This window comes from Mesorhizobium bavaricum, assembly GCF_056781655.1.
Genome location: NZ_CM165566.1, coordinates 187815 through 211844, shown reverse-complemented (window position 1 = coordinate 211844; position 24030 = coordinate 187815). Strand labels below are relative to the sequence as shown.

The window sequence follows — 24030 nt, the reverse complement described above, 5'->3', positions numbered from 1 at the left end:
CCGAAACAAAAAACATCTCAATCAGTTAACAGGCAAATGTGTGGCAGGGGCGTCGTGGAAGCGACGCATCTGCCGTTATTTGCGCGCCAGCAGCGCCTTGACCAGTTTTTCATCGACCGCGCCGGTCGCCGGCATCTTGTTGTCGGTCTGGAAAGCCATGATCGCGGTCTTCGTCTTCTCGCCCATCTTGCCGTCGGCGTCGCCCGCATCGTAGCCATTTTTGTTGAGAATGCGCTGGATGTTCTGGACAGCCTTCTTCATGTCGATGCTGGCGGTCGTCTGCGGCGTGCCGTCCTGCCAGGATTCGGGAATGTCGGCCGAATTGGCTGCCGCATCCAGCGGCTTGGCCTTCCACAGTTCGGCCGCAGCGCGGGCGCGTTCGAGCTGCTCGGGCCGCAAAGCATTGGCGATCTCGTCGCGCTTGGCCGCTGCATCCTTGTCGCCGGTCTTGGCGACGAGGGCGAACCATTTGTAGGATTCCTCGAGGTTCTGCTTCATGCCGACGCCCTTGGCGGCGAGGATGCCGAGGTTGAACTGGCTGTCCTTGACGCCGACGTCGGCGGCCGCCTGGAACCAGTGCGCAGCCGATTCGTTGTCGGTGACACCATCCGCGGCCATGGCGAACAGCACGGCCAGATTGTGCATGGCGCTGGCGTTGCCCTGCTCGGCGCCGAGCTGGTACCAGGTCTTCGCTTTCTTGATATCGCGCGCGACGCCGATGCCCTTCTCGTAGAAATTGCCAATGCGGTATTCGGCCGGCGCGAAGCCGAGCTCCGCTGATTTTTCGTACCATTTGGCGGCTGCCGCCAAGTCTTCCTTGACGCCGCGCGACTCGGCGTAGCGCGAACCGATCTCGAACAACGCCTTGGCGTCGCCATTGCCGGCGGCATCGCGCAAGGCGACTGGGCCGACGTCGGTGGGAATGTCGATCTTGGCCGTGGCCGCCGGCGAAGCATCCGCCGGCGGAACCGCGCCTGTCGTGTCCTTGGCGGTGGTCGGCTCGGCCGCCATTGGCTCGGTATCGGCATCGCTCGCTTGCGCGGCGGTCGCGGCAGCCGGGGCCGAACCCGCTGAAGCTGACGTGTCGGACGCCGCCGCGTTCGCATCGGCGGGCGTGGTCGAAGCAACAGGCGCGGGAACCGGCTCCGCAGGAGGCGCGGCATCCATCGACGGCTCGATGGTTGGCGGCGTGGCCATCGTACCTTGCGCGGCCATGTCATCCTTGGTTGCCGGTTCGGACGGCTCGGCCTGTCTGACGGCACGGGCCGGTGCGCTTTCCACCGCCGAGGGCTGAACGTCCTTTTTCGGCTGGGCTGCGGTGTCCACCGAGGCGGTTTGCACCGGTTGCGGGGCGACGATCGGCGCGGCGTCGTTGCTCGCCACCTGCGCCGGATCGGCGAAGAAAGCCTTGCCCAGCTGCAGGCCGGCAAGCGCCAGCATGATTGCGGCGGCCGCCATCAGGATCGGCTTGCGCCGCGCCTTGAGCAGGTCGCCGATCCGCAGCGCCTTGACCGGTCCGGTCATCGTCGATTGCCGCTTCAGGGCATCGGCTTCGGCGGCAGCGGCCTGCGCCGCACGCCGGGCGGCCGCAATGAAGTCCGACTTGGCGGCATCGGTTTCGCTCGACTTGGCCGGCTGGCCGCGCTCGTCACGCACGCGCTTCATGATGGCATTGAGATCAGGTGCGCCGGAACCGGGCTCCAGCGGCCGGTTGGCCATTTTCGGGTCAAGCGGTTCGTCGAGGTCGACACGCGGGATCGAGGCAGTCGGCGCCGAGCCGGCCAGCGGTGGAATGTCCGCCTCCTTCTTGCCTTTGAATGCACGTGCCAGCCCGCCGAACAACGATTTGCGTCCGCCTGCCTGTTCACTTTTCTCGGCGATCGTGTCGGAGCTGAGAGCAGCCATGGCCGCGGCAGCGGCGGCCTCGGCCGGCGAGCGCGTGCCCGGGTCGCTGCGCATGCCCGGTTCATTTCGCGAACCCGGCTCATTGCGCAGGATGGCAGCGGCGCGGCCATCGAGATCGGCCATGTCTCCGGTCAGCGGCATCGGGTGATCGATATCCATCGACGGGGCATCGACGGCCATCTTGGAGCGCCGCGCGCCGCGCCGGCTGTTCGGTTCGACAGACGCCGCATCCAGGAGTTCGCTCACCGCCTCGACCGGCTCGCCGGGTTCCAGCGAACCCAGCCTGTCGACGATCTTGAGCAGCGTGTCGTGGATGGCCTCGAACGTTCTCGAATTGCGCTCGTCCGAGCGCCGCGTCAGTGTTTCAAGCGTCTTCAGGTCCTGGGCGAGGCCGGAAACGGCCGTCGTGTTGGCGCTCGAACCGGCCAGTGAACGCACAGCGTTCTCGGCTGCTTCGCGCGCCGCGCCGAGGATGGAATCGCGGGTTCCGGCCAGCGACTTCTCGATCTCGTTGAGACGCGGGCTGATGTCCTCGAATTCCGGCAGCGGCGTGCTGGGCTTTGAAAGGTGTAGGGACAGACCGGCGACCTGCGCCTCCAGGCTGCGGATGAGCGCCGGATCGATGCCGGCCACCTGCGCGGCCGACGCGTCCAGCCGGCTTGAGATGTCTTCGAGCCGGCTCTCCAGGCCCCGGATCGCCGCTTCGCCTGCGGGATCGGGAACACGCGTTTCGATGCGCTTGGCCAGCGCGGTGAAGCGAGCGTCGATGGCTTCCATGATGCCGGCGCTGTCGACTTGCGGCATGCGCTGGTCCAGCCTGTCGGCGACCTCGTCCAACCGTCGTTCGAGATCGCGAAACAGCATGTTGCCCTGTTCGATGGCGTCACCCTGCCGGCGTTCCATCATGCCCGACAGCACGTCGAAGCGTTGCTCCAGTCCGTGGAAGATATAGTCGGCGTCAGGCATGGCCGGCGCCTGGTCGATCTTGTCGGCGATGAGGGCGATCTGCTTGGCCAGGCGCTCCATCGCCTGCTCGGGCAGGTTGGCGCGGCCGGCGAGCTCGTCGACACGGCTCGACAGCGTGCTCAGCCGGTCCATGACCGCATTGCCGGGACGGTCCTGCGCCACCTCCTCGATCTGCTGGGCAAGCGAGTCGATCCGCCTCTCGATGCGCTCGAAGGCTTCGTGGTCGAATGAATTGGCTTGCGCCGCGACCGTCGAGGCGACGATGGCGCGGGAAATCTCGTCCAGCCGCTCGTCGATCATGCCAAGCGTGTCGCTGCCGCGATTGTCCTGCTGGCTGGCAAAATGGTCGACGGCGCCGGCGAGCGTGCGCACCTTTTCCTCGAGCGAACGCAGCGACAGCGATTCCGGCAGGTTGTTGACGGCATTGCTGATCTGCTCCAGCCGGTCGGTCAGAACAGACAGGCCAGGGTCGTCCGAGCGCTTGCGCTGATCGGCGTCGACGCGATCCTCGAAGGCTGTCCAGCGGCGATCGAAATCGTCCCAGCGGCGGTCGACCTTCTGCACGCTCTCCTCGCGCGCCAGTGTGTCAAGCGCGGCTTTGACCTGCTCGAGCTCGAGCCGCAGCATGTTGACGCTTCTGTCATCACTTTTCTCGGCCAGGGTCTGGATGGCGCCGGAAAGCCGCTCGAATTCAAGGCCGAGTTCGGCGCTGCCCTTGGTCGAGGCGCCGGGCTTGGCGCCTGACTGGAAAGCCCGCTCGATGTCATTGCGCAGCGCTTCGAATTCCCGCTGCAGCCCGGCCGTCATCTGGTGGCGCAGTTCCTCGCGCATGCCGCGCAACTCGCCGGCGATCTTGCCGACCATGGCAACGCCGTCTTCCTGGCCGCGCACGCGATCGATGTCGCGGGCAATGGCCTGGTAATTCTGCTCGAAAGCGGCGGCGGGCTGCATCGGGCTCTTCTGGCGCGGCGCCGGCTGCGGATCCTCATACCAGCGCTGCTGGCCGGTGGGGTGGGCAGCGGGATAGCGTGCGTCGGTGCCGTGTTGGCGGGGATCGGGACGTGCCATCGGGTCCTCGCGCGTCCGCTCCAGCCGCTGCTCCAGCGTTTCGAGGGAACGGTTCAACTGCTCGAGCGTGGTCTGCGGCCTGCGCTGCCTGCCGGCGTTGAGTGTGTCGAGATAGGACCGCTTGCTGTTCATCGTTGCGTCCGTCTTTCAGAATGGCTGGCTCGCGGCCAGGTTCCCCCAAGTCCCTGTCGGAACGAGGCGACAGCGGCTATGCCGCAGTGGAAGACGAGCTTCCCGGGTTCTCACCCGCGCTCCGAAAAACCGTGAAAAATTCGATACAGGATAAACACGGGTAGCCGACGCGCCCACATTTCGCCCAACGTGGTAAACAACGCGTTAACCAAACTTAATAAGTTGCAAGGATGTTGGATGCTGGCCTGACGGTGCGGCATAAAGCTCGGCGCGCAGAACGCCCTTGCGTCATGAGGCGGCTATCGGTATAGAATTGACGTAAACGTAAAAGGCGCATCGAGCGTGCTGTTTGCGATTTGTTTGTTGAAACCACGACCGGAAGCAAGCCCCCGCTTCCAGTCAGGCGACGCACGGTCAAGGACCGCGACGCCACCAGACGGGGAAAGCCAGTGACCATGAAGCTTATCTCGGCCGGCGAGACCGCGGCCAATACCAACAATATGACTGTCGAAACCAGCGAGGACCTTGTCCGCATCGGCGAGATGGCCAAGAAATATGGAGTGACGCTGCGCACGCTGCGTTTCTATGAAGACAAGGACCTGCTCAACCCGCAGCGCGACGGTTCGACCCGTCTCTACACGCGCCGCGACAAGGCCCGGCTGAAGCTGATCCTGCTTGGCCGCAAGGTCGGCTTCTCGCTGCGCGACGTCAAGCAGATGATGGACCTCTACGATCCGACCGGCTCCAACACCAAGCAGTTGCGGCTGGCGCTGGACAAGTCGGAAAAGCAGCTTGCCCGCCTGCAGAAGCAGCGGGCGCTGATCGATGACGCCATCAATGAACTGAGCGGCTCGATGTCGGCGGTGCGCCAGATGCTGGCTGATCGTTCGGCGCCGCAGGCGAGCGTCGCGGGTTAAGTCATCCGCTGATTGTCTGACTATCAAAGCCGCGTGGCCCTGCCGCGCGGCTTTTCGTTGTCTTGGCCACGCCCATGCAGCGCTGGCGTGTGCGACGTCGCACAGCTACGCTTCGCTGCACGCGGCGGGCGGGAAATCTTGTCGCATCGAAAAAATTGACGTTTACGCAAACGTCAATTTTTGCTATCCCGACCCCAACATAAGTCCGTATGCCGCCCCTGGCTGACTTGGGGGGCTTTCGGACCAGGTCTGCAGGGTGGAGAAAAAGCATGCCGACATACAGGGCCCCGGTCCAGGACACGCTGTTCGTGCTCAACGAGGTGCTGGGCTACCAGCGCTATTCGAACCTTCCCGGATTTGCCGATGCCACGCCCGATGTGCTGGAGGCCATCCTCGCCGAAGGCGCCAAGCTCGCCGAAAACGTCATGCATCCGCTGAACCGTGTCGGCGACATGGAAGGCTGCGTCCGCCATGACGACGGCTCGGTGACGACGCCGAAAGGCTTCAAGGAGGCTTTCGACCAGTATCGCGAGGGTGGCTGGATGGGTCTGGCCGCACCGGTCGAGTTCGGCGGCCAGGGCCTGCCCTACGCCGTGCACACCGCTGTCGCCGAATATATGGTGTCGGCCAACATGTCGCTGATGATGTATCCTGGCCTGACGCAAGGCGCGATCGCGGCGATCATCACCCACGGCACCGACGAGCAGAAAGCCCAATGGCTGCCGAAGATGGTCGAGGGTGCCTGGACCGGCACCATGAACCTCACCGAGCCGCATTGCGGTACCGATCTTGGGCTGCTGCGCACCAAGGCGGTGCCGAATGGCGACGGCACCTACAAGATTTCAGGCCAGAAGATCTTCATCTCGGCCGGCGAGCACGACATGTCGGACAACATCGTCCATCTGGTGCTGGCCCGCATCGAAGGCGCGCCAGAAGGCGTCAAGGGCATCTCGCTGTTCATCGTGCCGAAGCTCAAGCTCGATGCATCGGGCAAGCCGGGCAAGAGGAACACCGTCTCCTGCGGTTCGATCGAGGAGAAGATGGGCATCCACGGCAATTCGACCTGCGTCATGAACTATGACGAGGCCGAAGGCACGCTGCTCGGCGAGGCCAATGGTGGCTTGAAGGCGATGTTCACGATGATGAACGAGGCGCGGCTCGGCGTTGGCCTGCAAGGGCTGTCCCTGTCGGAGATCGCCTATCAGAATGCCGTCGCCTACGCCAAGGACCGCTTGCAGGGCCGCTCGCTGTCGGGGCCGAAGGCGCCGGACAAGAAAGCCGACCCGATCATCGTCCATCCCGACATCCGCCGCAGCCTGATGACCATGAAGGCTTTCAACGAAGCAGGCCGCGCGCTGGCGCTGTGGACGGCGATCAAGTCCGACATCGCCCACCGCTCCGCTGATGACAAGGACCGCCAGGCCGCCGACGACTACACCGGCCTGATGACACCGGTGGTCAAGGGCGTGCTCACCGACAAGGGGTTCGACCACGCCGTCATGGCGCAGCAGGTGTTCGGCGGTCACGGCTATATCGAAGAACACGGCATGAGCCAGTTCGTGCGCGATGCCCGCATTGCCATGATCTATGAAGGCGCCAACGGCATCCAGGCGCTCGACCTCGTCGGCCGCAAGCTCGGTTTGAATGGCGGCCGCGCCGTGCAGGCCTTCTTCAAGGAGGTCGGCGAATTCTGCGAGGAAAACCGCTCCGACGAGAAGATGGCGCCCTTCACCAAGGCCCTGAAGAAGGGCCTCAACGATCTGCAGGCGGCGACCATGTGGCTGCTGCAGAACGGCATGGCCAAGCCCGACAATGCGGGCGCCGCCTCGACCGATTTCATGCATCTCTTCGGCCTTGTGGCGCTGGGTTATATGTGGGCGCAGATGGCCAAGGCGGCACTTGGCAAAACGGGCGCCAACGGTTCCCAGTCCTTCTACGACAACAAGGTTGTGACGGCGCGCTTCTTCATGGAGCGGATCATGCCGGAGACCGGCGCTCACCTCGCCCGCATTTCGAGCGGTGCCGATACGCTGATGGCTCTGCCGGCGGAAGCGTTCTAAGCTCGAACGCCGGCACCGCCGGTCCTGTCTGTCGATACGCGGAGGAAATCGTGGCGACAAATCCCGCCGAAGTGCTCTCTTTGCCGAAGCCCGCCTGGGCGGCGGATGAGGTCGGCATGCTCTACGACATGGCGCACCGCTTTATGTCGGAGGAGATCGCGCCGCGCTACGACGAATTCGAGAAGAACGAGATGGTCGACCGCGAGAGCTGGCGCAAGGCCGGAGCTGCCGGCCTGCTCTGTGCCTCGATGCCGGAGGAGTATGGCGGCTCGGGCGGTACCTTCGCGCATGAGAGCGCCATCATCGAGGCGATCGGCCATGTCGGCGTCGACGGTTTCGGCATCGGCCTGCACAATTCGATCGTCGCTCCCTACGTCCTGCACTACGGCTCAGAAGAGCAGAAGAAGAAATGGCTGCCGAGGCTGGCGACCGGCGAATTGATCGGCGCCATCGCCATGACCGAGCCCGGCGCCGGCTCCGACCTGCAAGGCGTCAAGACGCGGGCGCAGAAGGATGGCAACCAGTACAAGATCAACGGCTCCAAGACCTTCATCACCAACGGTCAGTTGGCCAACTTCATCATCGTCGTCACCAAGACCGATCCGGAGAAGGGCGCCAAGGGCACCTCGCTGATCGTCGTCGAGACCGATGAGGTCGAAGGCTTCGAGCGCGGCCGCAACCTCGACAAGATCGGGCTGAAGGCCAACGACACCTCGGAGCTGTTCTTCAACGATATGCGCGTGCCGACCTCCAATCTGCTCGGCCATGAGGAAGGGCAGGGCTTTGTCCAGCTGATGCAGCAATTGCCGCAGGAGCGGCTGCAGATCGGCACCGGGGCGATCGCCATGATCGAGCGGGCGCTGGCGCTGACCATCGACTACGTCAAGGAACGCAAGGCGTTCGGCAAGGCGATCATCGATTTCCAGAACACCCAGTTCAAGCTGGCCGAACTCAAGACCGAAGCGACCATCGGCCGTGTCTTCTACAATGATTGTGTGACCCGCCACATCGCCGGCGGCCTCGATCCGGTGACCGCATCGATGGCCAAGTACTGGCTGTCCGACCTGCAGGGAAAGGTCGTCGATGAATGCCTTCAATTGCATGGCGGCTATGGCTACATGAATGAATATCCGATCGCCCGCATGTTCCGCGACGCTCGCGTCCAGCGCATCTACGGCGGCACCAACGAGATCATGAAATTGCTGATCGGACGCTCGCTCTGAGCTGCGTTCGATAAACCCAAGGAGCAAAAATATGGCCGAAGCTTATGTCTATGATGCTGTGCGCACGCCGCGCGGCAAGGGCAAGAAGGACGGATCGCTGCACGAGGTGCCGGCGGTGCGGCTTGCTGCCAAGACACTCGAAGCGTTGCGCGACCGCAATGGGCTCGACACCGGCACAGTCGATGACATCATCTTCGGCTGCGTCGATCCGGTCGGCGAGGCGGGTTCGGTCATTCCGCGCGCCGCCGCCTTCGAGGCCGGCTATGACACTAAGGCGCCCGGCATGCAGATCTCGCGCTTCTGTGCGTCCGGCCTCGACGCCATCAATTTCGGCGCCGCCAAGATCGCGCAGGGCGCCGATGAGATCGTCATCGCCGGTGGTGTCGAATCGATGTCGCGCGTCGGCATGGGCGCCTCCGGCGGCGCCTGGTTCATGGATCCTTCGGTCGGCCTGCCCGGCTGGTTCGTGCCGCAAGGCATCTCGGCCGACCTGATCGCCACCAAATACGGCTTCTCGCGCGACGACGTCGACGCCTATGCGGTCGAGAGCCAGAAGCGCGCGGCAAGATCCTGGGCCGATGGCCGATTCAAGAACTCCGTCATTCCGATCAAGGACCAGAACGGCCTGACCATCCTCGACCATGACGAGCATATGCGCCCGTCAACCGACATGCAGTCGCTGGCCTCGCTCAACCCGTCCTTCATCATGCCTGGCGAAATGGGCGGCTTCGATGCTGTTGCCGTGCAGAAGCACCCCGAGGTGGAAGAGGTCAATCACGTCCACCATGCCGGCAATTCGTCCGGCATCGTCGACGGCGCCGCCGCCGTGCTGCTCGGCTCTAAGAAGGCCGGCAAGGCGATGGGGCTGAAGCCGCGCGCCCGCATCCGCACCTTCGCCAACATCGGCTCCGAACCGGTGCTGATGCTGACCGGTCCGGTCGACGTCACCGAGAAGCTGTTGAAGCGCGCCAAGATGAAGCTGTCCGACATCGATCTGTTCGAGCTCAACGAGGCCTTCGCTTCTGTCGTGCTGCGCTACATGCAGGCTTTCGATATCGAGCACGACAAGATCAACGTCAACGGCGGCGCCATCGCCATGGGTCATCCGCTCGGCGCCACCGGCGCGATGATCTTCGGCACGGTGCTTGACGAACTCGAGCGCCGCGATTTGAACACCGCTTTGGTGACGTTGTGCATCGGTGCCGGCATGGGCACCGCAACGATCATCGAACGCGTCTGACGGGGAGAGAAGCGATGAGCTACACCAATTTCACCCTCGACATCGATACCGATGGCATCGCGCTGCTCACCTGGGACATGCCGGGCCGGTCGATGAATGTCTTCACCGAAGAGGCGATGCTGGAACTGAACGCCATCGTCGACAAGGTGGCGGGTGACGCCGCCATCAAGGGCGCAGTGATCACCTCCGGCAAGGACAGCTTCTCCGGCGGCGCCGACATCACCTTGCTTCAGAAGATGCTGACCACCTTCGCCGCCGAAAAGGAAAAGGATGTCGAAAAGGCCACCAGAGCGCTTTTCGACAATGCCGGCTATATGACCGGCCTGTTCCGCAAGCTTGAGACGTCGGGCAAGCCCTGGGTGTCGGCGATCAACGGCACCTGCATGGGCGGCGCCTTCGAATTGTCACTCGCTTGCCACGGCCGTGTCGCGGCCGATAGCGACAAGGTCAGGATGGCGCTTCCCGAGGTGAAGATCGGCATCTTCCCGGGCGCCGGCGGCACCCAGCGCGTGCCGCGGCTAACCGATCAGCAGCAGGCCCTGCAGATGCTGACCTCCGGTCAGACGCTGTCGCCGCAGAAGGCCAAGTCGATGGGCCTGATCCATGAGATCGCCGAGCCGGCCAGGCTGGTCGACACCGCCAAGGCGATGATCAGGAACGGCCTGAAGCCAGTGGCGCCGTGGGACGAGAAGGGCTTCAAGCTGCCCGGCGGTCCGATCTATTCAGTGGCGGGCGCCAATCTCTGGCCGCCGGCCATCGCCATCCTGCGTCGAGAGACCTATGGCAACTATCCTGCCGCTGCCGCGATCCTGAAATGCGTCTATGAAGGCCTGCTGGTGCCGTTCGACACCGGGCTGCGCATCGAGCAGCGCTATTTCACCGAGATCATGCAGACCAAGGAAGCGGCGGCGATGATCCGCTCGCTGTTCGTCTCGCTGCAGGAGCTGAACAAGGGCGCGCGTCGTCCGGCCGCAGTGCCGGAAACCAGGTTCAAGAAGATCGGCATTCTCGGCGCCGGCTTCATGGGCGCCGGCATTGCCTATGTCACCGCCAAGGCGGGTATTCCGGTGGTGCTGCTCGACCGTGACATGGAGTCGGCCGCCAAGGGCAAGGCGCATTCCGACAGCCTGGCCTCGGATCAGGTGAAGAAGGGCCGCGCCAAGCCCGAGGAGAAGGACAAGTTGCTGTCGCTGATCACGCCGACGGCCGACTATGCCGATCTCGCCGGTTGCGATCTGGTGGTCGAAGCGGTGTTCGAGGATTCCGCCGTCAAGAAGAGCGCCACCGAACAGGCGGAAGCCGTGCTGAAGCCGTCAGCGATCTTTGCGTCCAACACCTCGACCATCCCGATCTCGTCGCTGGCCAAGAATTCGGCGCGGCCGAAAAACTTCATCGGCATCCACTTCTTTTCGCCGGTCGACAAGATGATGCTGGTCGAGATCATTCTGGGCAAGAAGACCGGTGACAAGGCGTTGGCCACCGCGATCGACTTCGTCCGTGCCATCAAGAAGACGCCAATCGTCGTCAACGACACGCGCGGCTTCTACGTCAACCGCTGCGTGCTGCGCTACATGTCGGAAGCCTACAAGATGCTGATCGAAGGCGTACCTGCGCCAATGATCGAGAACGCGGCAAAGGCCGCCGGCATGCCGGTTGGCCCGCTGGCGCTCACCGACGAAACGGCCATCGACCTCGCGCAGAAAATCATGAAGCAGACCATGCGCGATCTCGGCGACAAGGCGGTCGACCAGAAGCAGATGGCGCTGATCAACACCCTGGTCGATACCCATGGCCGCTTCGGCCGCAAGAACGGCAAGGGTTTTTACGACTATCCCGCCAAGCCGGCCAAGAAGAAGCTGTGGCCGGGCCTCAAGGACCTCTATCCGCAGCTGGCACCGGAGAAGGTCGATTACGAGGAGCTGCAGCAGCGGCTCATGGTCACCATCGCGCTGGAAGCGGCGCGGGTGATGGAAGAGGGCATCGTCACCGATCCGCGCGAGGCCGATGTCGGCTCGATCCTGGCCTTCGGCTTCGCGCCCTACACCGGCGGCGCGCTGTCTTATATCGACGGCATCGGCGCCAAGGCATTCGTCAAGATCGCCAAGAGCCTGCAGAAGAAATACGGCGCCGAATTCAAGGCGCCCAGGCTGCTGCTCGACATGGCCGAGAAGGGCGAGACCTTCTACCAGCGCTTCGATCCCTACGCCAAGGGTGCCGTGAAGCAGGCGGCCTGACGCCAGCCGATGTATGTCTGGGCGTGACTACAGTGCCGCGCGTCCTTGGGACGCGCAAAGCACGCCAGGGCGGGTTGCGCTGTTATGGCGGCACAGAGTTTTGTTGGCGATCCGGCCGCACCCGGTGGACATCGCGGCGGTGGCGCGTTAGACAGGAAGAGGCATTTTTTCCTGTTTAGAGGGAGAGCGAGATTGCTCTCGCATGACCGTGTCTGGGCTGCCATAGATGCTCTCGCCGAACGCTATTCGCTGTCGGCTTCGGGCCTGGCCCGGCGCGCGGGGCTCGATTCGACCGCCTTCAACAAGTCGAAACGTCTGTCGTCGGACGGCCGCCCGCGCTGGCCTTCGACCGAATCGCTGGCCAAGATCATCGAGGCGACGGGCGCTTCCCTCGACGAATTCACCGGCCTGATCGAAGGCCGCGCCGGATCCGTCCAGGCCGCATCGGTCGCCCGCATACGCTCCGTGCCGTTGCTCGGCTTTGCCCAGGCCGGCGCCGGCGGCTTCTTCGACGATGCGGGCTTTCCGGCCGGGCAGGGCTGGGATCTGGTTGAGCTGCCGGCGCAATCGACCGAGAGCTCCTATGCGCTGCAGGTGCAAGGTGATTCCATGCTCCCGCTCTACCGCAATGGCGACGTTCTCATCGTCGAGCCGGGCGCCGTCACCCGCAAGGGCGATCGCGTCGTCGTCAAGACCACCGCCGGCGAGGTGATGGCCAAGGTGCTCGAGCGCCAGACCGTCAAGTCGATTGCGCTGGTCTCGCTCAATCCCGATCATCCGGACCGCGACATTCCCATGCGCGATGTCGAATGGGTGGCGCGGATCGTCTGGGCAAGCCAGTAGGCCCGGCCGGTGCGGCTCCCTCATCTTGCCCTGGCGGTTCTGATGGTCCCTGTGATGGCGGCGATCGTCGTCGCTGGCGGTCGCGCGCTGAAAGGAAGCGAAAGTGTGATCACGGTGGATCAGGTTGATCCGGGCACCGATACGCTCCCGCAGGAGGGCGCCGGGACGGTGCCCGAAGAGCCGGTCACCTCAGCCATATCAACCCCGCAGCCGCCAAAGCCGGCGCCACATTCGAGGGCGATCGATCCCGAAACTATCGCGCCACCTGAACTGCCCGCCGAGGGACTTGAGCGTGTCGAGCCGCGCGCGCCGTTGAGCAAGCTGGCGCTGGCCGTGCCGCCCAAGCCGAAAATGCCCGACGACTGGAACGGGACAAAGCTGTTCCAGCCGGTTGCGCCGGCTGCCGGCCTGATCCAGGCGAAGGGCTATTCGGTCGCGGTTTCCGGCGTCGACGTCGTCAGGCAGGACGAGACCTGTAGCGATGACGGCAAATCCTGGCCGTGCGGCGTCCGGGCGCGGACAGCGTTCCGCGCCTTCCTGCGCGGTCGGGCGGTGGTCTGTACCGTGCCGCCCGAGGGCGGTCGCGACCTGATCGCCGCCGAATGCCGGATCGGCAAGCAGGATGTCGGCCAATGGTTGGTCGAGAACGGCTGGGCGCGGGCCGCCAAGGGTGGGCCCTATGTCGAGGCCGGCGACAAGGCCCGCACAGCGAAGAAAGGCATTTTTGGATTGGCGCCGAACCTGTCCGGCATGCCGGCGATGCCGGCCGCACCGAGCCCGGCGCCTCAGGCGCCGAGCTCGATCCTGGAAGAGGTCGACGGCGTGCTCAAGCCAACTGACCAGCCAGCGCCCGCTCAATGAGCGCCCGCGTCTCGGCAATGCCATAGAGCGCCGCGAACGAGCCGAAGCGCGGGCCGCGCTCCTGGCCGATCAGCACCTGGTAGATCATCTGGAAGAAGGCGCCCGATACGCCGGGCCCGCCTTCCGGGCTCTGTTTGGAATGATCCTGATAGCGTTCGATCCTGCGCGCGACGTTGAGCGAAGCGTTCTGGATCGCTTCGCCGTTGGCGTCTGCCGGCAGCGCGCCAAGCGCCGTGTCGAGGGCTGCCAGCGCTTCGCGCTCGACCTCGTCGGCCGGGCGGAAGGTTTTCGTCGGCTTCACGAAATCGTCGAAATAGCGGATCGCGTGGCCGACCAGCTGGTCGAGCTCGGGATGCGTCTTTGGCGTCACGCCTTGGGTATGGCGCGAAATGAAGCCCCACAGCACATCCTTGTTCTGCGCGTTGGAGGCGCTGACCAGATTGAGCAGCAGCGAGAACGGCACCGGCATGTCGATGGCAGGCGGGTTGCCGTCATGCATATGCCAGACCGGGTTGCCGAGCCGCTCCTTCCAGTCCTGCCTGATATAGGCGGCAAGGAAAGTGTAATACTCGTCCACCGCCCTCGGGATGACGTCGAAATACAGTTTCTTGGCCTGCCGCGGCCGCTGGTACATATAGAGCCCTAGGCTTTCTGTCGGCGCATAGGTCAGCCACTCGTCGATGGTCAACCCGTTGCCCTTCGACTTCGAGATCTTCTGGCCGTTCTCGTCCAGGAACAGTTCGTAGACGAAATGCTCCGGCGCGCGCCCGCCCAGAATGTTGCAGATGCGGTCATAGACCACCGCATTGGTCTGATGGTCCTTGCCGAACATCTCGAAATCGACGCCAAGCGCTGCCCAGCGCATGCCGAAATCCGGCTTCCACTGCAGCTTCACCCTGCCGCCGGTGATCGAAAGTGTGGTCTCGGTGCCCTCGTCGTCGAAGGTGACGGTGCCGGCCTTGGCGTCGACATGCTTCATCGGCACGTACAGCACGCGGCCGCTCTTCGGCGAAATCGGCAGGAACGGGCTGTAGGTCGCCTGCCGCTCGGGGCCGAGCGTTGGCAGCATCACCGCCATGATCTGGTCATAGCGTTCGGCCGCGCGCAGCAGCATCGTGTCGAAGCGGCCCGACTTGTAATATTGCGTCGCGCTGGCGAACTCGTAGTCGAAGCCGAACGTGTCTAGGAAGCGGCAAAGCATCGCGTTGTTGTGATCGGCAAAGCTCGCGTAGTCGCCGCCGAAAGGGTTGGGGACCGACGACAGCGGCTTGTGCAGGTGCTGCTCCAGCGCTGCGCGATCCGGCACGCTGTCGGGTATCTTGCGCATGCCGTCCATGTCGTCGGAAAAGCACAGCAGCTTGGTCGCAACCTTGTCCTGCGTCAGGACGCGGAAGGCATGCCGCACCATCGACGTGCGCGCCACCTCGCCGAAGGTGCCGATATGCGGCAGGCCGGACGGTCCGTAACCGGTCTCGAACAGGATTGTTTCGGGAAAGTCGGTGCCTTTGTAGCGTTCGATGATCTTCTTGGCTTCCTCGAACGGCCATGCCTTGCTCTCGGTCGCAGCCGCCAGCAGCTCGGGATTGAGATCGATGATGTTTGATCCCGCCATGTCACTGTTTTCCAAATCATTCGCCGGGCCAGATCATTCGAAGAGGGGCCGGAGCAGGGGTTTTCAACCGGTCTCTAGGCGTGCATCGCCGGAGCGTCAACGCGTGCAACGCTTTTTCCTTGCGGTGCAGATACTGCGTTCCTACTTTCGGAGCCCATTCAAGGAGAAAAGAATGTCGTTGCCGACGCCGCATGAAGCGCTGATCTACCTGATGGTCATCACCTCGGCCTCCGATCGCGACATGACCGATGTCGAACTGGCACGAATCGGCGAGGTCGTCCGCTCATGGCCGGTGTTCGAGGATTTCAACCACGACCGGCTGGTCGGCGTCGCCCAGGCTTGCCAGCAGATGCTGCTAGAAAAGGACGGGCTGGAAGGCGTTCTTGCGCGGGTTGCCGAGGTTCTGCCCGAGCGCTTGCGTGACACCGCCTATGCCGCCGCCTTCGAAGTGGCCGCCGTCGATCTCGAAATGCGCATGGAAGAAGTGCGGGTGCTGCAGCTCATCCGGCGTCAGCTCGATCTCGACACGCTGACTGTCGCTGCCATCGGCCGTGCCGCCAAGGCGCGGCTGCGTACCTTGACCTAAGTCGGCTCTGTGTTCGCCTAGAAAAAACTGACCGGAAAATAGCGCAAATAGAATTCGGCGAACGTGCCTTTCATCGAGATCTCCTGCAGCGCGTAGTCGAGTGCTGCGGCCAGCGCCGGGTCGTCAGCCCTGGTGGCGATGGCCATGCCCGACCCCAGATATTCGGGCGCCAGATATGGGCCGCCGGCAAAGCGGCAGCAGCCCGCCGCGTCCGAGCCCCCAAGCCAGAAGGCCAGGCGCATGCCGTCGCCGAAGGCGGCGTCGAGTTTGCCGGCCTTGAGATCGGCATAGAGATCTTCCGGCCTGTCGAAGGGGACGATCTGAACGGTGTTGAAGTAGTCGCGCAGCATGCGCTCATGCGCCGAGCCGGCGACCACGCCGACACGCTTGCCGCGCAGCTTGTCGAAGACCGGTTCGACCAGCGCCTTGTTCTTCGGCACGACGAAGCGTGCCGGGAACTGCAGGTAGGAGCGTGAGAAGGCGTATGTCGAACGCGATTCCGGTGTTGCGGCGATGCCGGCGATGATCGCCTCGCCTTCGCCTTTCTGCAGCGCTGTCTCCAGCTCGGCCCAGGGCAAGGCCTGGATCTGGCATTTGTCGACAATGCCGAGCTCGGCGCAGATGGCGCGCGCCAGATCGATGTGAAAACCGGACAGCTTTCCTGCACCATCGAGGAAATTGAAGGGTGGGAAATCCGTGGTCGTCAGGAATCGCAACCGGGGCAGCGCCGAAAGGTCCGGCTTCGGCAACCGCTCCTTGGCATCCCATAGCACCGGAACCTGCGGCTGGGCGGCGCGCGCGGCACCGGCGACCGACAGCGCTCCGACCAGCACCGACGCAAGAGTCAAAAACCTCCACTGTAACGCCACGATAAACTCCGCCGCAGTCGTGTTGGCAGGGTTTTGGTACGAAAATGACACAGGTACAATGCTTTTTGATTTCAAAGCGTCGATTTCAGGGTATGCTTTAGGGGGATTGCAAATAGCAGTGGCTGCCTTGGTGGGGGACCAGGGTTGAGAACCACAACCGGAAACGAGCGCTTTGCAATCCATGGACCGTGGCGAAATGCAAAGCAGGCATGGACCATCGGTCTTAATGCATGAGGCAACATGGGGTTGATGTTGCGATGGGTCAGTTCGATCGCACGCTGGAATACATAGATCAGCTACAACACGCCGGAACGGCGGCGGCAGTCTGTGAAAAGCTGCTGGGCATAACGTCGGATTTCGGACTCACCGCACTGATGGCGGGAACCGTGCCGCAGCCTGGCACGCCGGCCGGCCAGCAAAAGCAGCATGTGCTTCTCTGTGACTGGCCTGTTGAATGGCTGGAGCGCTATGTCGCGCGCAACTATGTCGATCACGACCCGGTCGTCAGCCACATGAAGCAGCTGCAGGCGCCGTTCCAGTGGCGCGAAGCCTCGCAGGGCGCCCGCATCGACAAGGGCAGCGGCGAAGTGATGGGCGATGCCGGCGTGTTCAAGTTGCGCGACGGACTGGCCTTCCCGCTGATCACGCTCGACGGCCAGATCGTCATGGTATCGCTGGGTGGCGAGGCAGTCGAATTGTCGGCGGCCGAGTTTGGCCTGGTGTCGCTGGTGTCGACCTATGCGGTCGGCCGCGCCATGCAGCTCCATACGATGGCGGACAAGACCATCGATCATATCGTATTGACGCCGCGCGAGCGCGAATGCCTGCAATGGGCCGCCGTCGGCAAGTCCGAATGGGAGATTTCGCAAATCCTCGGCATCTCCGAACACACCTCGGAGAAACATCTTCTTAACGCCAAAAGCAAACTTGGTGCCGTCAACCGGGTGCAGGCCGTCGCGGAAGCGATAAGGCGCGGCTACATTAGTTAGGTCGGCCGTGCCGGCCTAGCAATTCTAGCCTACGCGATCACGCAATTTTCTCATCGAAGCACGGCCGTATCTTCCTCTGGAACCAGGAGATGACGGTATGCTTTTTTCTCTCAACCCAAGAATTGATGGAACGTCCAGACCTTTGGGAGGCCGTCCATCGCCTGCGCTACAAGATATTCGTCGAGGAGATGGGATGGGATGATCTCAGGCGCCCCGACGGGCTCGAATGCGATCAGTTCGATCATGACGAAGCCGTCCATCAAATCGTCATCAGGGGCAGTGAAGTCGCAGGCTACCAGAGGCTCTTGCCGACGACACGCGGGCATCTTCTGACCGAGGTGCTGACCGATCTCTTTGAGGGAACGCCACCCTCCGGACCGAGCATATACGAGTTGACCCGTTATGCGGTCGCTCCCGGTTACCGCGATGGCCGGCGCGGTGTGTCGACTGTCGGCACCGAGCTGATTGCCGGCTTCGTCGAGTGGGGGCTGAAGCGCGACGTCAACCAGATGATCATCGAGTTCGAGCCGATGTGGGTGCTGCGTGCATTGCAGCTGCATTTCCTGGCGACCCCGCTGGGCTATCAGCGCACCTATGGTAACCAGCAGGTCGTCGCCACCCTGCTTACCTTCAACGAGCACACGCTCGATGTGGTGCGTTCGCGCCGCAATCATTTTGCCCCCGTGCTCGCCAGGGGATATCCCGACATGCTCGGGCAAAGGCGCGCGTCATGAGATCGGAGACAGTCATGGGCGCACACCCGCAACCCGAACTCCGCAACCACACGCTGATCGTCACTGTATCCTCAGGTGACGGTCGGCCGGTGCTGGACAGAAGAGCCTACGAAAGCCTGGCGAAGACCTTCCACGAAGCCGCCGACAATGAGGAGGTCCGCGTCGTCGTGCTGCGCGGCCTGGCAGGCTGCTTCTGTCTCGGCGGCGATTTCTCCGAATTCCTCGACGCCACCAAGCACCAGAAACTGATCGCCGCCGTCACCGATCTGTTCCGCACGCTGGCGACGTTTCCAAAGCCCATCCTTGCCTGCGTCGATGGCGATGCCGTCGGCGTCGGTTGCACCATCCTGTTCCATTGCGACATGGTGATTGCGTCCGATCAAAGCACGTTCCGGGTCCCGTTCGTCGATTTCGGCCTGGTGCCGGATGCGGCGACCAGCATCCTGGCGCCGCAGAAGCTCGGCTATGCCGGTGCTTTCCGCTTCTTCTGCCTCGGCGACACGCTTCGCGCCGAGGACGCAAGGGCGCTGGGCCTCGTCGCCGAGATCGTGCCGGGTGGCAGCGTCGAGGAAGCGGCCCTCGGCCGGGCGAGACAGCTTGTCAAGAAGCCGGTCGCCGCCTTGCTGCAGACACGCGGCCTGCTCAAGGGCAACACCGGCGCGCTGTGCGACCGCATCGACCAGGAGATTTCGCTCTTCCAGCAGGCGCTGCAGGACGACACCACGCTGCGTCGCCTGCAGCGCATTGCCCGGCTGGTAGCTTAGGAGCCGCGAGCAAAAAGCATCGCCGCGCGGCCTCTGGCTGCGCGGCGCAAAAGCGTCAGTCCTGTCTCCCAGGCCAGCCTATTCTTTCAAAAACGACGGCCCTTCGCCGATGATCTTCTTGTCTTCCTTGCCGATAATTTCGAGATCGCGGCCGTCATAGGGCAGCGACAACAAGATGCGCCGCATCACCGCCAGCCGCGCGCGGCGCTTGTCGTTGGCCCGTATGATGATCCACGGCGCGAACTCCTTGTGGGTGCGCTCGAACATGGTGTCGCGGACCTTGGTGTAGTCGTCCCATTTGGTGATACCGGCAATGTCGATCGGCGAAAACTTCCAGCTCTTCAGCGGACTGTAGCGGCGATCGTGGAAGCGCTCGAGCTGCGTTTCCCGGCCGATGTTCAGCCAGAACTTGAAGAAGTGGATGCCCTCGTTGGAGATCATCCGTTCGAAATGCGGCGTCTCGTCGAGAAACTGTTCGTGCTGCTTCGGCGTGCAGAAACCCATCACCGGCTCGACGCCGGCACGGTTGTACCAGGAGCGGTCGAATGTGACGAATTCGCCCGATGTCGGGAAATGGGAGACATAACGCTGGAAGTACCACTGCCCCTGCTCGGTCGGGGTCGGCTTGGTCAGTGCAACATTGCGCGCGGTACGAGGGTTCAGATATTGGCGCACCACAAAGATGGTGCCCCCCTTGCCGGCGGCGTCGCGGCCCTCGAACAGCGCCATCACCCGTTTGCCGGTCGCCTGCAGCCACGCCTGCGCCTTGACCAGTTCGATCTGCAATTTCTCGAGCGTCTCGTCATAGTCGTCGCTCTTCATCTTCTTGTCGTAGGGATAGTCGCCGGCGATCAGCTTGTTGTCCTCGACCCAGTCGGGAAGCACGGGATTTTCGATATCGAACTCCCGCTCCTTGCCGTCGATCCTGATCTTCAGCGGACCCGACGACGGCGCGGCGGGAGTTTCCTTGGTTTTTTTCATCGAGACGAACCCCTTTCCTGCTTCCGGACTCATGCTATTGGGAGCCTCCGGAGCGGTCCAGCGGAAGTTTCCTTCAACCGTGCGACCGGTGTGAAGACGTGGGGTGCGGGCGCGCGAGCGAATGGCTGACCTGGACGCAGAGCAGAAAGGCATCGGGCAAGCCCTGGCCATCCGGCTGTGGAACAGCCGCTGGCTGCTGACCGCCGGTGTCGTCGCGGTCCTCGCTGTTTATGCTTTGGCGGCGATATCCGCCTATGTCGTCCTTGCGGCGCTGGCGCTGCTGCTTGCAACGGCAATGCTGCCGGCCACCGGCACGCGCCAATCAGCCGAGAGTGGCTCAGCGATCGAGGCAATCGGTCTGCAACGGCTCTCCGGCGAATATCTTGCCGCCGCCGTCGCCGACCCGCTGATCATCTTCGACCGGACCGCCACCATCGTCCATGCCAATGCCGCCGCTTTTGCCGCCTTCGGCGGGATCGCACCTGGCATGTCGCTGTCGCTAAAATTCCGGGCACCGGAAATGCAGGCTCTGCTGGACAGCGTGCTGTCGGGCGATGTCGCCTCCGACGTCGTCGACTATGCGGAAAAGCTGCCGGTCGAACGGGCGTACCGGGTGAGCGTGTCCTCGGTCGGCCATGGCACCGATCTCTACGTGCTGGTGTTCAAGGATCAGAGCGAAGCGCGCAGGATCGACCGCATGCGCGCCGACTTCATCGCCAATGCCAGCCACGAACTGCGCACTCCGCTCGCCTCGATCTCCGGCTTCATCGAAACGCTGCGCGGACCGGCCCGCAACGACCCGGCAGCCCGCGACCAGTTCCTGCAGATCATGCAGAGCCAGACCGGTCGCATGGCGCGTCTGATCGACGATTTGTTGTCGCTGTCGCGGCTCGAGATGAAGCCCTATCTGAAGCCGGGAACCGAGGTCGACCTGCGCGAGACAGTCGACAGCGTCATCGATTCGCTCGGGCCGCTGGCCAGCGAAAACAGCGTTGCCATCGAGCGGGACTACGCCGACGGGCCGTTAGATGTGCCGGGGGATCGCGACGAGCTGTTCCAGGTTTTCGAGAACCTGCTGGAAAACGCCTGCAAATACGGCCAATCGGGCGGGCGCGTCGTGGTGTCGATCGCACACAGCGATGCCGGCCCGCAGCCGGGCATCGACGTGACCATCAGGGACTTTGGCCCCGGAATTCCCGAGGAGCACATTCCGCGTATCACCGAGCGCTTCTATCGCGTCGATGTCGAGACCAGCCGCACCCAGAAGGGCACCGGTCTTGGTCTGTCGATCGTCAAGCATATCCTGACACGCCACAACGCTCGGCTTTCGATCAAGTCCGATGTCGGCAAGGGCGCTGCCTTCTCGGTTCATTTGCCGACGCACTGATACCGCCCTAGTTTCCACGGGACGGTTTCTTTTTTCTGTCATCCGGCTAGCGTATCAGCGGGGATTCGAGGAAACGACTCAAGTCAAAACAGCCGTGGGAAGGCATTCGTCCATGCAGTCCGTGCATACTGTCAGCGCCTATGACGAGGAGTTGAAATATCTGTCGAAACGGATCGCGGCGATGGGCGGCCATGCCGAGCGTATGGTCGAACAAGCGATAGCCGCCCTCGTCAATGCCGACCCCGGCCTCGCCCAGAAGGTCATCCGCGACGATGCCGTGCTGGATGAAGGGCAACGCGAAATCGACGACAAGGCGATCATCATCATCGCCAAGCGCCAGCCGATGGCGACGGACCTGCGCGAGATCGTCGGCGCCATCCGCATCTCGGCCGACCTCGAACGGGTCGGCGACCTCGGCAAGAACGTTGCCAAGCGGGTCGTCGCCGTCACCGACGGCCGCCAGCCGACCAGCCTGTTCCGCGGCCTCGAGGCCCTGGCCAACCTGGCGTTGACCCAGCTCAAGGAAGTGCTCGACGTCTACGCATCGCGCTCGGTCGACAAGATCGGCTTCGTGCGCGACCGCGATGACCAGATCGACGCCATGTACACATCGCTGTTTCGCGAATTGCTGACCTACATGATGGAAGATCCGCGCAACATCACGCCCTGCACGCATCTGCTGTTTTGCGCCAAGAACATCGAGCGGATCGGCGATCACGCCACCAACATCGCCGAGACCATCTACTATATCGTCACCGGGGAACAGATGCCGGCCGAGCGGCCGAAGGGCGACAAGACCGACAAGATCACCATGTCCTCGACACCGCCGGTTAATTGAACGGTCGTGCTCTCGAAGCGTCGGCCGAATTGCGCTAAGCTTTCCGGGCTTTCCTGTATCCTCGTCCGTGGATTTGTTTCGGGAGGTCGTGATGGAAAATGTTCGGAACCTGACCCCGGCGCCTGCGCCGACAGCCGGCATTATCGCTTGCAGCGTCTATACGGCCGGGCGTCGCATCGCCGACATTTCCATCGAGGAAGCTGGCGAATGGGCAAAGAAATCCGGTCATGTCGTCTGGATTGGCCTGCTCGAGCCCGACCGCAACCTGCTGCTGCGCGTCCAGGCACAGTTTCACCTGCATGAGCTGGCGATCGAGGATGCCGAGCACCCGCATCAGCGCCCGAAGATCGAGCAATATGGCGACGCCTTGTTCATCGTCGCCCGCACCGCGCAGCTGATCGACGGCCGGGTCACCTTCGGCGAGACCCATTTGTTCGTCGGCAGCGGCTACATCGTCAGCGTCAGACACGGCCCGTCCACCTCCTATGCCGCCGTTCGTCAGCATTGGGAAAGCTGTCCGCATTCGCTGGCCAAGGGCGAGGACTTCGTCCTCTATGCCATTCTCGATTTCATCGTCGACAACTACATGCCTGTCCTCGAGCAGATCGAGGACGAGGTCGAGGCGATCGAGGACAGGGTTCTGCTGAAACCGATGACCGGCCCCGACATCGAGCGGCTCTATATGCTGCGCCGCGATCTTTTGCGCCTGCGCAATGCGGCGCTTCCGCTGGTCGAAGTCTGCCGCCGGCTGACCAGCGCAGAGCTGCCGCAGATCCATACGGCCATGCATCCGCTGTTTCGAGACGTGACCGACCATATCCGCACGGTGCAGGAAAAGATCGACAGCCTGCGCGAGGTGCTGGCGTTTGCATTCGAGGCCAGCCTTCTGGTCGGCCAGAGCCAGGAAACGGCGAACACCAAGAAGCTCGCCTCATGGGCCGCCATCCTGGCGGTGCCGACGGCGCTCGCTGGCATCTACGGCATGAATTTCGACGACATGCCGGAACTGAAGATGGAATACGGCTATCCGGTGGTGCTGGCCACGATCGCGCTGATCTGCGCGTTTCTCTACTGGCGTTTTCGCAAGAACGGCTGGTTGTGAAAGAGGGCGAATAGCGAATAGGGGAAACAGGATTGCCGCCCTCGCGGACGCTCGATCAGTTTCTATTCGCTATTCGCTATTCGCTATTCGCTATTCGCTCAGCGACTCCGCCGCCGCTCCGATGCCGGCTGGAAAGCCAAGCGGGCGTGGTACTTGCAGTAGGGTCCGGTTTCGGCGGCATCGTTGCCGCAGAAATGGAAGTCCTCCGAAAGCGGATCGCCGTTCGGCCATTTGCAGGTCCGCTCGGTCAGTTCGACGAGCTGCAGATGCCGTGAGATCGGTACCACGACATTCTCGACCGGGCGGATGTAGTGGTGGCGCGCCACCGGTTCGGCGTCGAACTGCGTCTGCAAGGCCGTGGAGCCGATCGATGACGTGACATGACGGACCGCGCTTGCGGCGCGCGACACCGATTTCTGAACGGTCGATCCTTGCGCCGCCTTCTTCTGGCGTGCCGGCGTGGCGGTCGAACGTCCGCGGCCCGACAGCTTCAGCCGGTGCACCTTGCCGATGACCGCATTGCGGCTGACCCCTCCAAGCTGCGCAGCAATCTGGCTTGCGCTCAGACCCTCCGACCACAGTTTTCTGAGAAGTTCTACCCGCTCGTCAGTCCAGTTCATGAGACCGCGCTCCTCTAAGCGTGCGGCAATCGGAATCCGCTCCCGACCCGACAACATTTGCCGGGGCAGACACCACATATATCTGGTGATTAGGTCCGC

19 protein-coding genes are annotated in these 24030 nt (G+C 63.2%); 14 read left to right on the top strand and 5 right to left on the bottom strand.

The annotated features are described in order from the left end of the window. Positions 1–75: 75 nt before the first annotated feature. Positions 76–4071 carry a peptidoglycan-binding protein gene (locus AC1RZR_RS01085; RefSeq protein ID WP_481827392.1) on the bottom strand — a complete coding sequence of 1332 codons (3996 nt, stop codon included), beginning with the start codon at positions 4069–4071 and terminating at the stop codon, positions 76–78. A gap of 455 nt (positions 4072–4526) precedes the next feature. On the opposite strand from AC1RZR_RS01085, the gene AC1RZR_RS01080 reads away from it, so the two are divergent. From AC1RZR_RS01080 to AC1RZR_RS01050, 7 genes are all read left to right on the top strand, one after another. Continuing rightward, entirely contained in the window at positions 4527–4988 is a 462-nt protein-coding gene (locus AC1RZR_RS01080) for a MerR family transcriptional regulator (protein WP_481829180.1), read from the top strand. Between the two features lie 269 nt (positions 4989–5257). Continuing rightward, positions 5258–7048, top strand: a complete 1791-nt coding sequence (locus AC1RZR_RS01075) for an acyl-CoA dehydrogenase (protein WP_477272793.1) — start codon at positions 5258–5260, stop codon at positions 7046–7048. Between the two features lie 50 nt (positions 7049–7098). Further along, entirely contained in the window at positions 7099–8271 is a 1173-nt protein-coding gene (locus AC1RZR_RS01070; protein ID WP_481827391.1) for an acyl-CoA dehydrogenase family protein, read from the top strand. Between the two features lie 31 nt (positions 8272–8302). After that, positions 8303–9511, top strand: coding sequence for an acetyl-CoA C-acetyltransferase (locus tag AC1RZR_RS01065; protein ID WP_481827390.1), 1209 nt, complete (start codon positions 8303–8305; stop codon positions 9509–9511). A 14-nt stretch (positions 9512–9525) separates the two neighbouring features. Next, entirely contained in the window at positions 9526–11745 is a 2220-nt protein-coding gene (locus AC1RZR_RS01060; protein WP_481827389.1) for a 3-hydroxyacyl-CoA dehydrogenase NAD-binding domain-containing protein, read from the top strand. Between the two features lie 192 nt (positions 11746–11937). Further along, entirely contained in the window at positions 11938–12588 is a 651-nt protein-coding gene (locus tag AC1RZR_RS01055; RefSeq protein WP_477272802.1) for a S24 family peptidase, read from the top strand. 9 nt (positions 12589–12597) lie between these two features. Further along, positions 12598–13449: a thermonuclease family protein gene (locus AC1RZR_RS01050; protein ID WP_477272804.1), complete on the top strand. Its 852-nt coding sequence runs from the start codon at positions 12598–12600 to the stop codon at positions 13447–13449. Here AC1RZR_RS01050 and AC1RZR_RS01045 read toward each other — a convergent pair. Then, positions 13415–15061 carry a lysine--tRNA ligase gene (locus AC1RZR_RS01045; protein WP_477272806.1) on the bottom strand — a complete coding sequence of 549 codons (1647 nt, stop codon included), beginning with the start codon at positions 15059–15061 and terminating at the stop codon, positions 13415–13417. The two genes, AC1RZR_RS01050 and AC1RZR_RS01045, sit on opposite strands and share 35 nt — an antisense overlap. 172 nt (positions 15062–15233) lie before the next feature. Between AC1RZR_RS01045 and AC1RZR_RS01040 the strand changes: the two genes are divergently transcribed. Beyond that, positions 15234–15647 (top strand): tellurite resistance TerB family protein, encoded by a 414-nt coding sequence (locus tag AC1RZR_RS01040; protein WP_477272808.1) that lies wholly within the window; start codon positions 15234–15236, stop codon positions 15645–15647. 17 nt (positions 15648–15664) lie between these two features. On the opposite strand, the gene AC1RZR_RS01035 is transcribed toward AC1RZR_RS01040, so the two are convergent. Continuing rightward, entirely contained in the window at positions 15665–16495 is an 831-nt protein-coding gene (locus AC1RZR_RS01035; protein ID WP_481827388.1) for an ABC transporter substrate-binding protein, read from the bottom strand. A gap of 278 nt (positions 16496–16773) precedes the next feature. Here AC1RZR_RS01035 and AC1RZR_RS01030 point away from each other — a divergent pair, with 278 nt between their 5' ends. The 3 genes from AC1RZR_RS01030 (at position 16774) to AC1RZR_RS01020 (ending at position 19003) form a co-directional block, all read left to right on the top strand. Continuing rightward, positions 16774–17505 carry a helix-turn-helix transcriptional regulator gene (locus AC1RZR_RS01030; RefSeq protein ID WP_379107034.1) on the top strand — a complete coding sequence of 244 codons (732 nt, stop codon included), beginning with the start codon at positions 16774–16776 and terminating at the stop codon, positions 17503–17505. A gap of 89 nt (positions 17506–17594) precedes the next feature. Beyond that, positions 17595–18239: an acyl-homoserine-lactone synthase gene (locus AC1RZR_RS01025; protein WP_481827387.1), complete on the top strand. Its 645-nt coding sequence runs from the start codon at positions 17595–17597 to the stop codon at positions 18237–18239. Continuing rightward, positions 18236–19003, top strand: a complete 768-nt coding sequence (locus tag AC1RZR_RS01020) for an enoyl-CoA hydratase-related protein (RefSeq protein WP_481827386.1) — start codon at positions 18236–18238, stop codon at positions 19001–19003. Before AC1RZR_RS01025 ends, AC1RZR_RS01020 begins: the two co-directional genes overlap by 4 nt. 78 nt (positions 19004–19081) lie before the next feature. Here the strand turns inward: AC1RZR_RS01020 and ppk2 are convergent, their stop codons facing one another. After that, positions 19082–19984, bottom strand: a complete 903-nt coding sequence (ppk2, locus tag AC1RZR_RS01015) for a polyphosphate kinase 2 (RefSeq protein WP_481827385.1) — start codon at positions 19982–19984, stop codon at positions 19082–19084. 121 nt (positions 19985–20105) lie between these two features. Between ppk2 and AC1RZR_RS01010 the strand changes: the two genes are divergently transcribed. The 3 genes from AC1RZR_RS01010 to AC1RZR_RS01000 all read left to right on the top strand — a co-directional run bounded on the left by AC1RZR_RS01010 (position 20106) and on the right by AC1RZR_RS01000 (position 23311). Then, complete coding sequence (locus AC1RZR_RS01010; protein ID WP_481827384.1) at positions 20106–21371, top strand: ATP-binding protein; 1266 nt, start codon at positions 20106–20108, stop codon at positions 21369–21371. A gap of 112 nt (positions 21372–21483) precedes the next feature. Continuing rightward, entirely contained in the window at positions 21484–22209 is a 726-nt protein-coding gene (gene phoU / locus AC1RZR_RS01005) for a phosphate signaling complex protein PhoU (protein ID WP_477272822.1), read from the top strand. Positions 22210–22300: 91 nt separating this feature from the next. Beyond that, positions 22301–23311 carry a magnesium and cobalt transport protein CorA gene (locus tag AC1RZR_RS01000; protein WP_477272824.1) on the top strand — a complete coding sequence of 337 codons (1011 nt, stop codon included), beginning with the start codon at positions 22301–22303 and terminating at the stop codon, positions 23309–23311. Between the two features lie 98 nt (positions 23312–23409). Here the strand turns inward: AC1RZR_RS01000 and AC1RZR_RS00995 are convergent, their stop codons facing one another. Beyond that, a complete protein-coding gene (locus tag AC1RZR_RS00995; protein WP_477272826.1) occupies positions 23410–23931 on the bottom strand; it encodes a GcrA family cell cycle regulator in 522 nt (173 codons plus the stop codon). Positions 23932–24030: the final 99 nt, after the last annotated feature.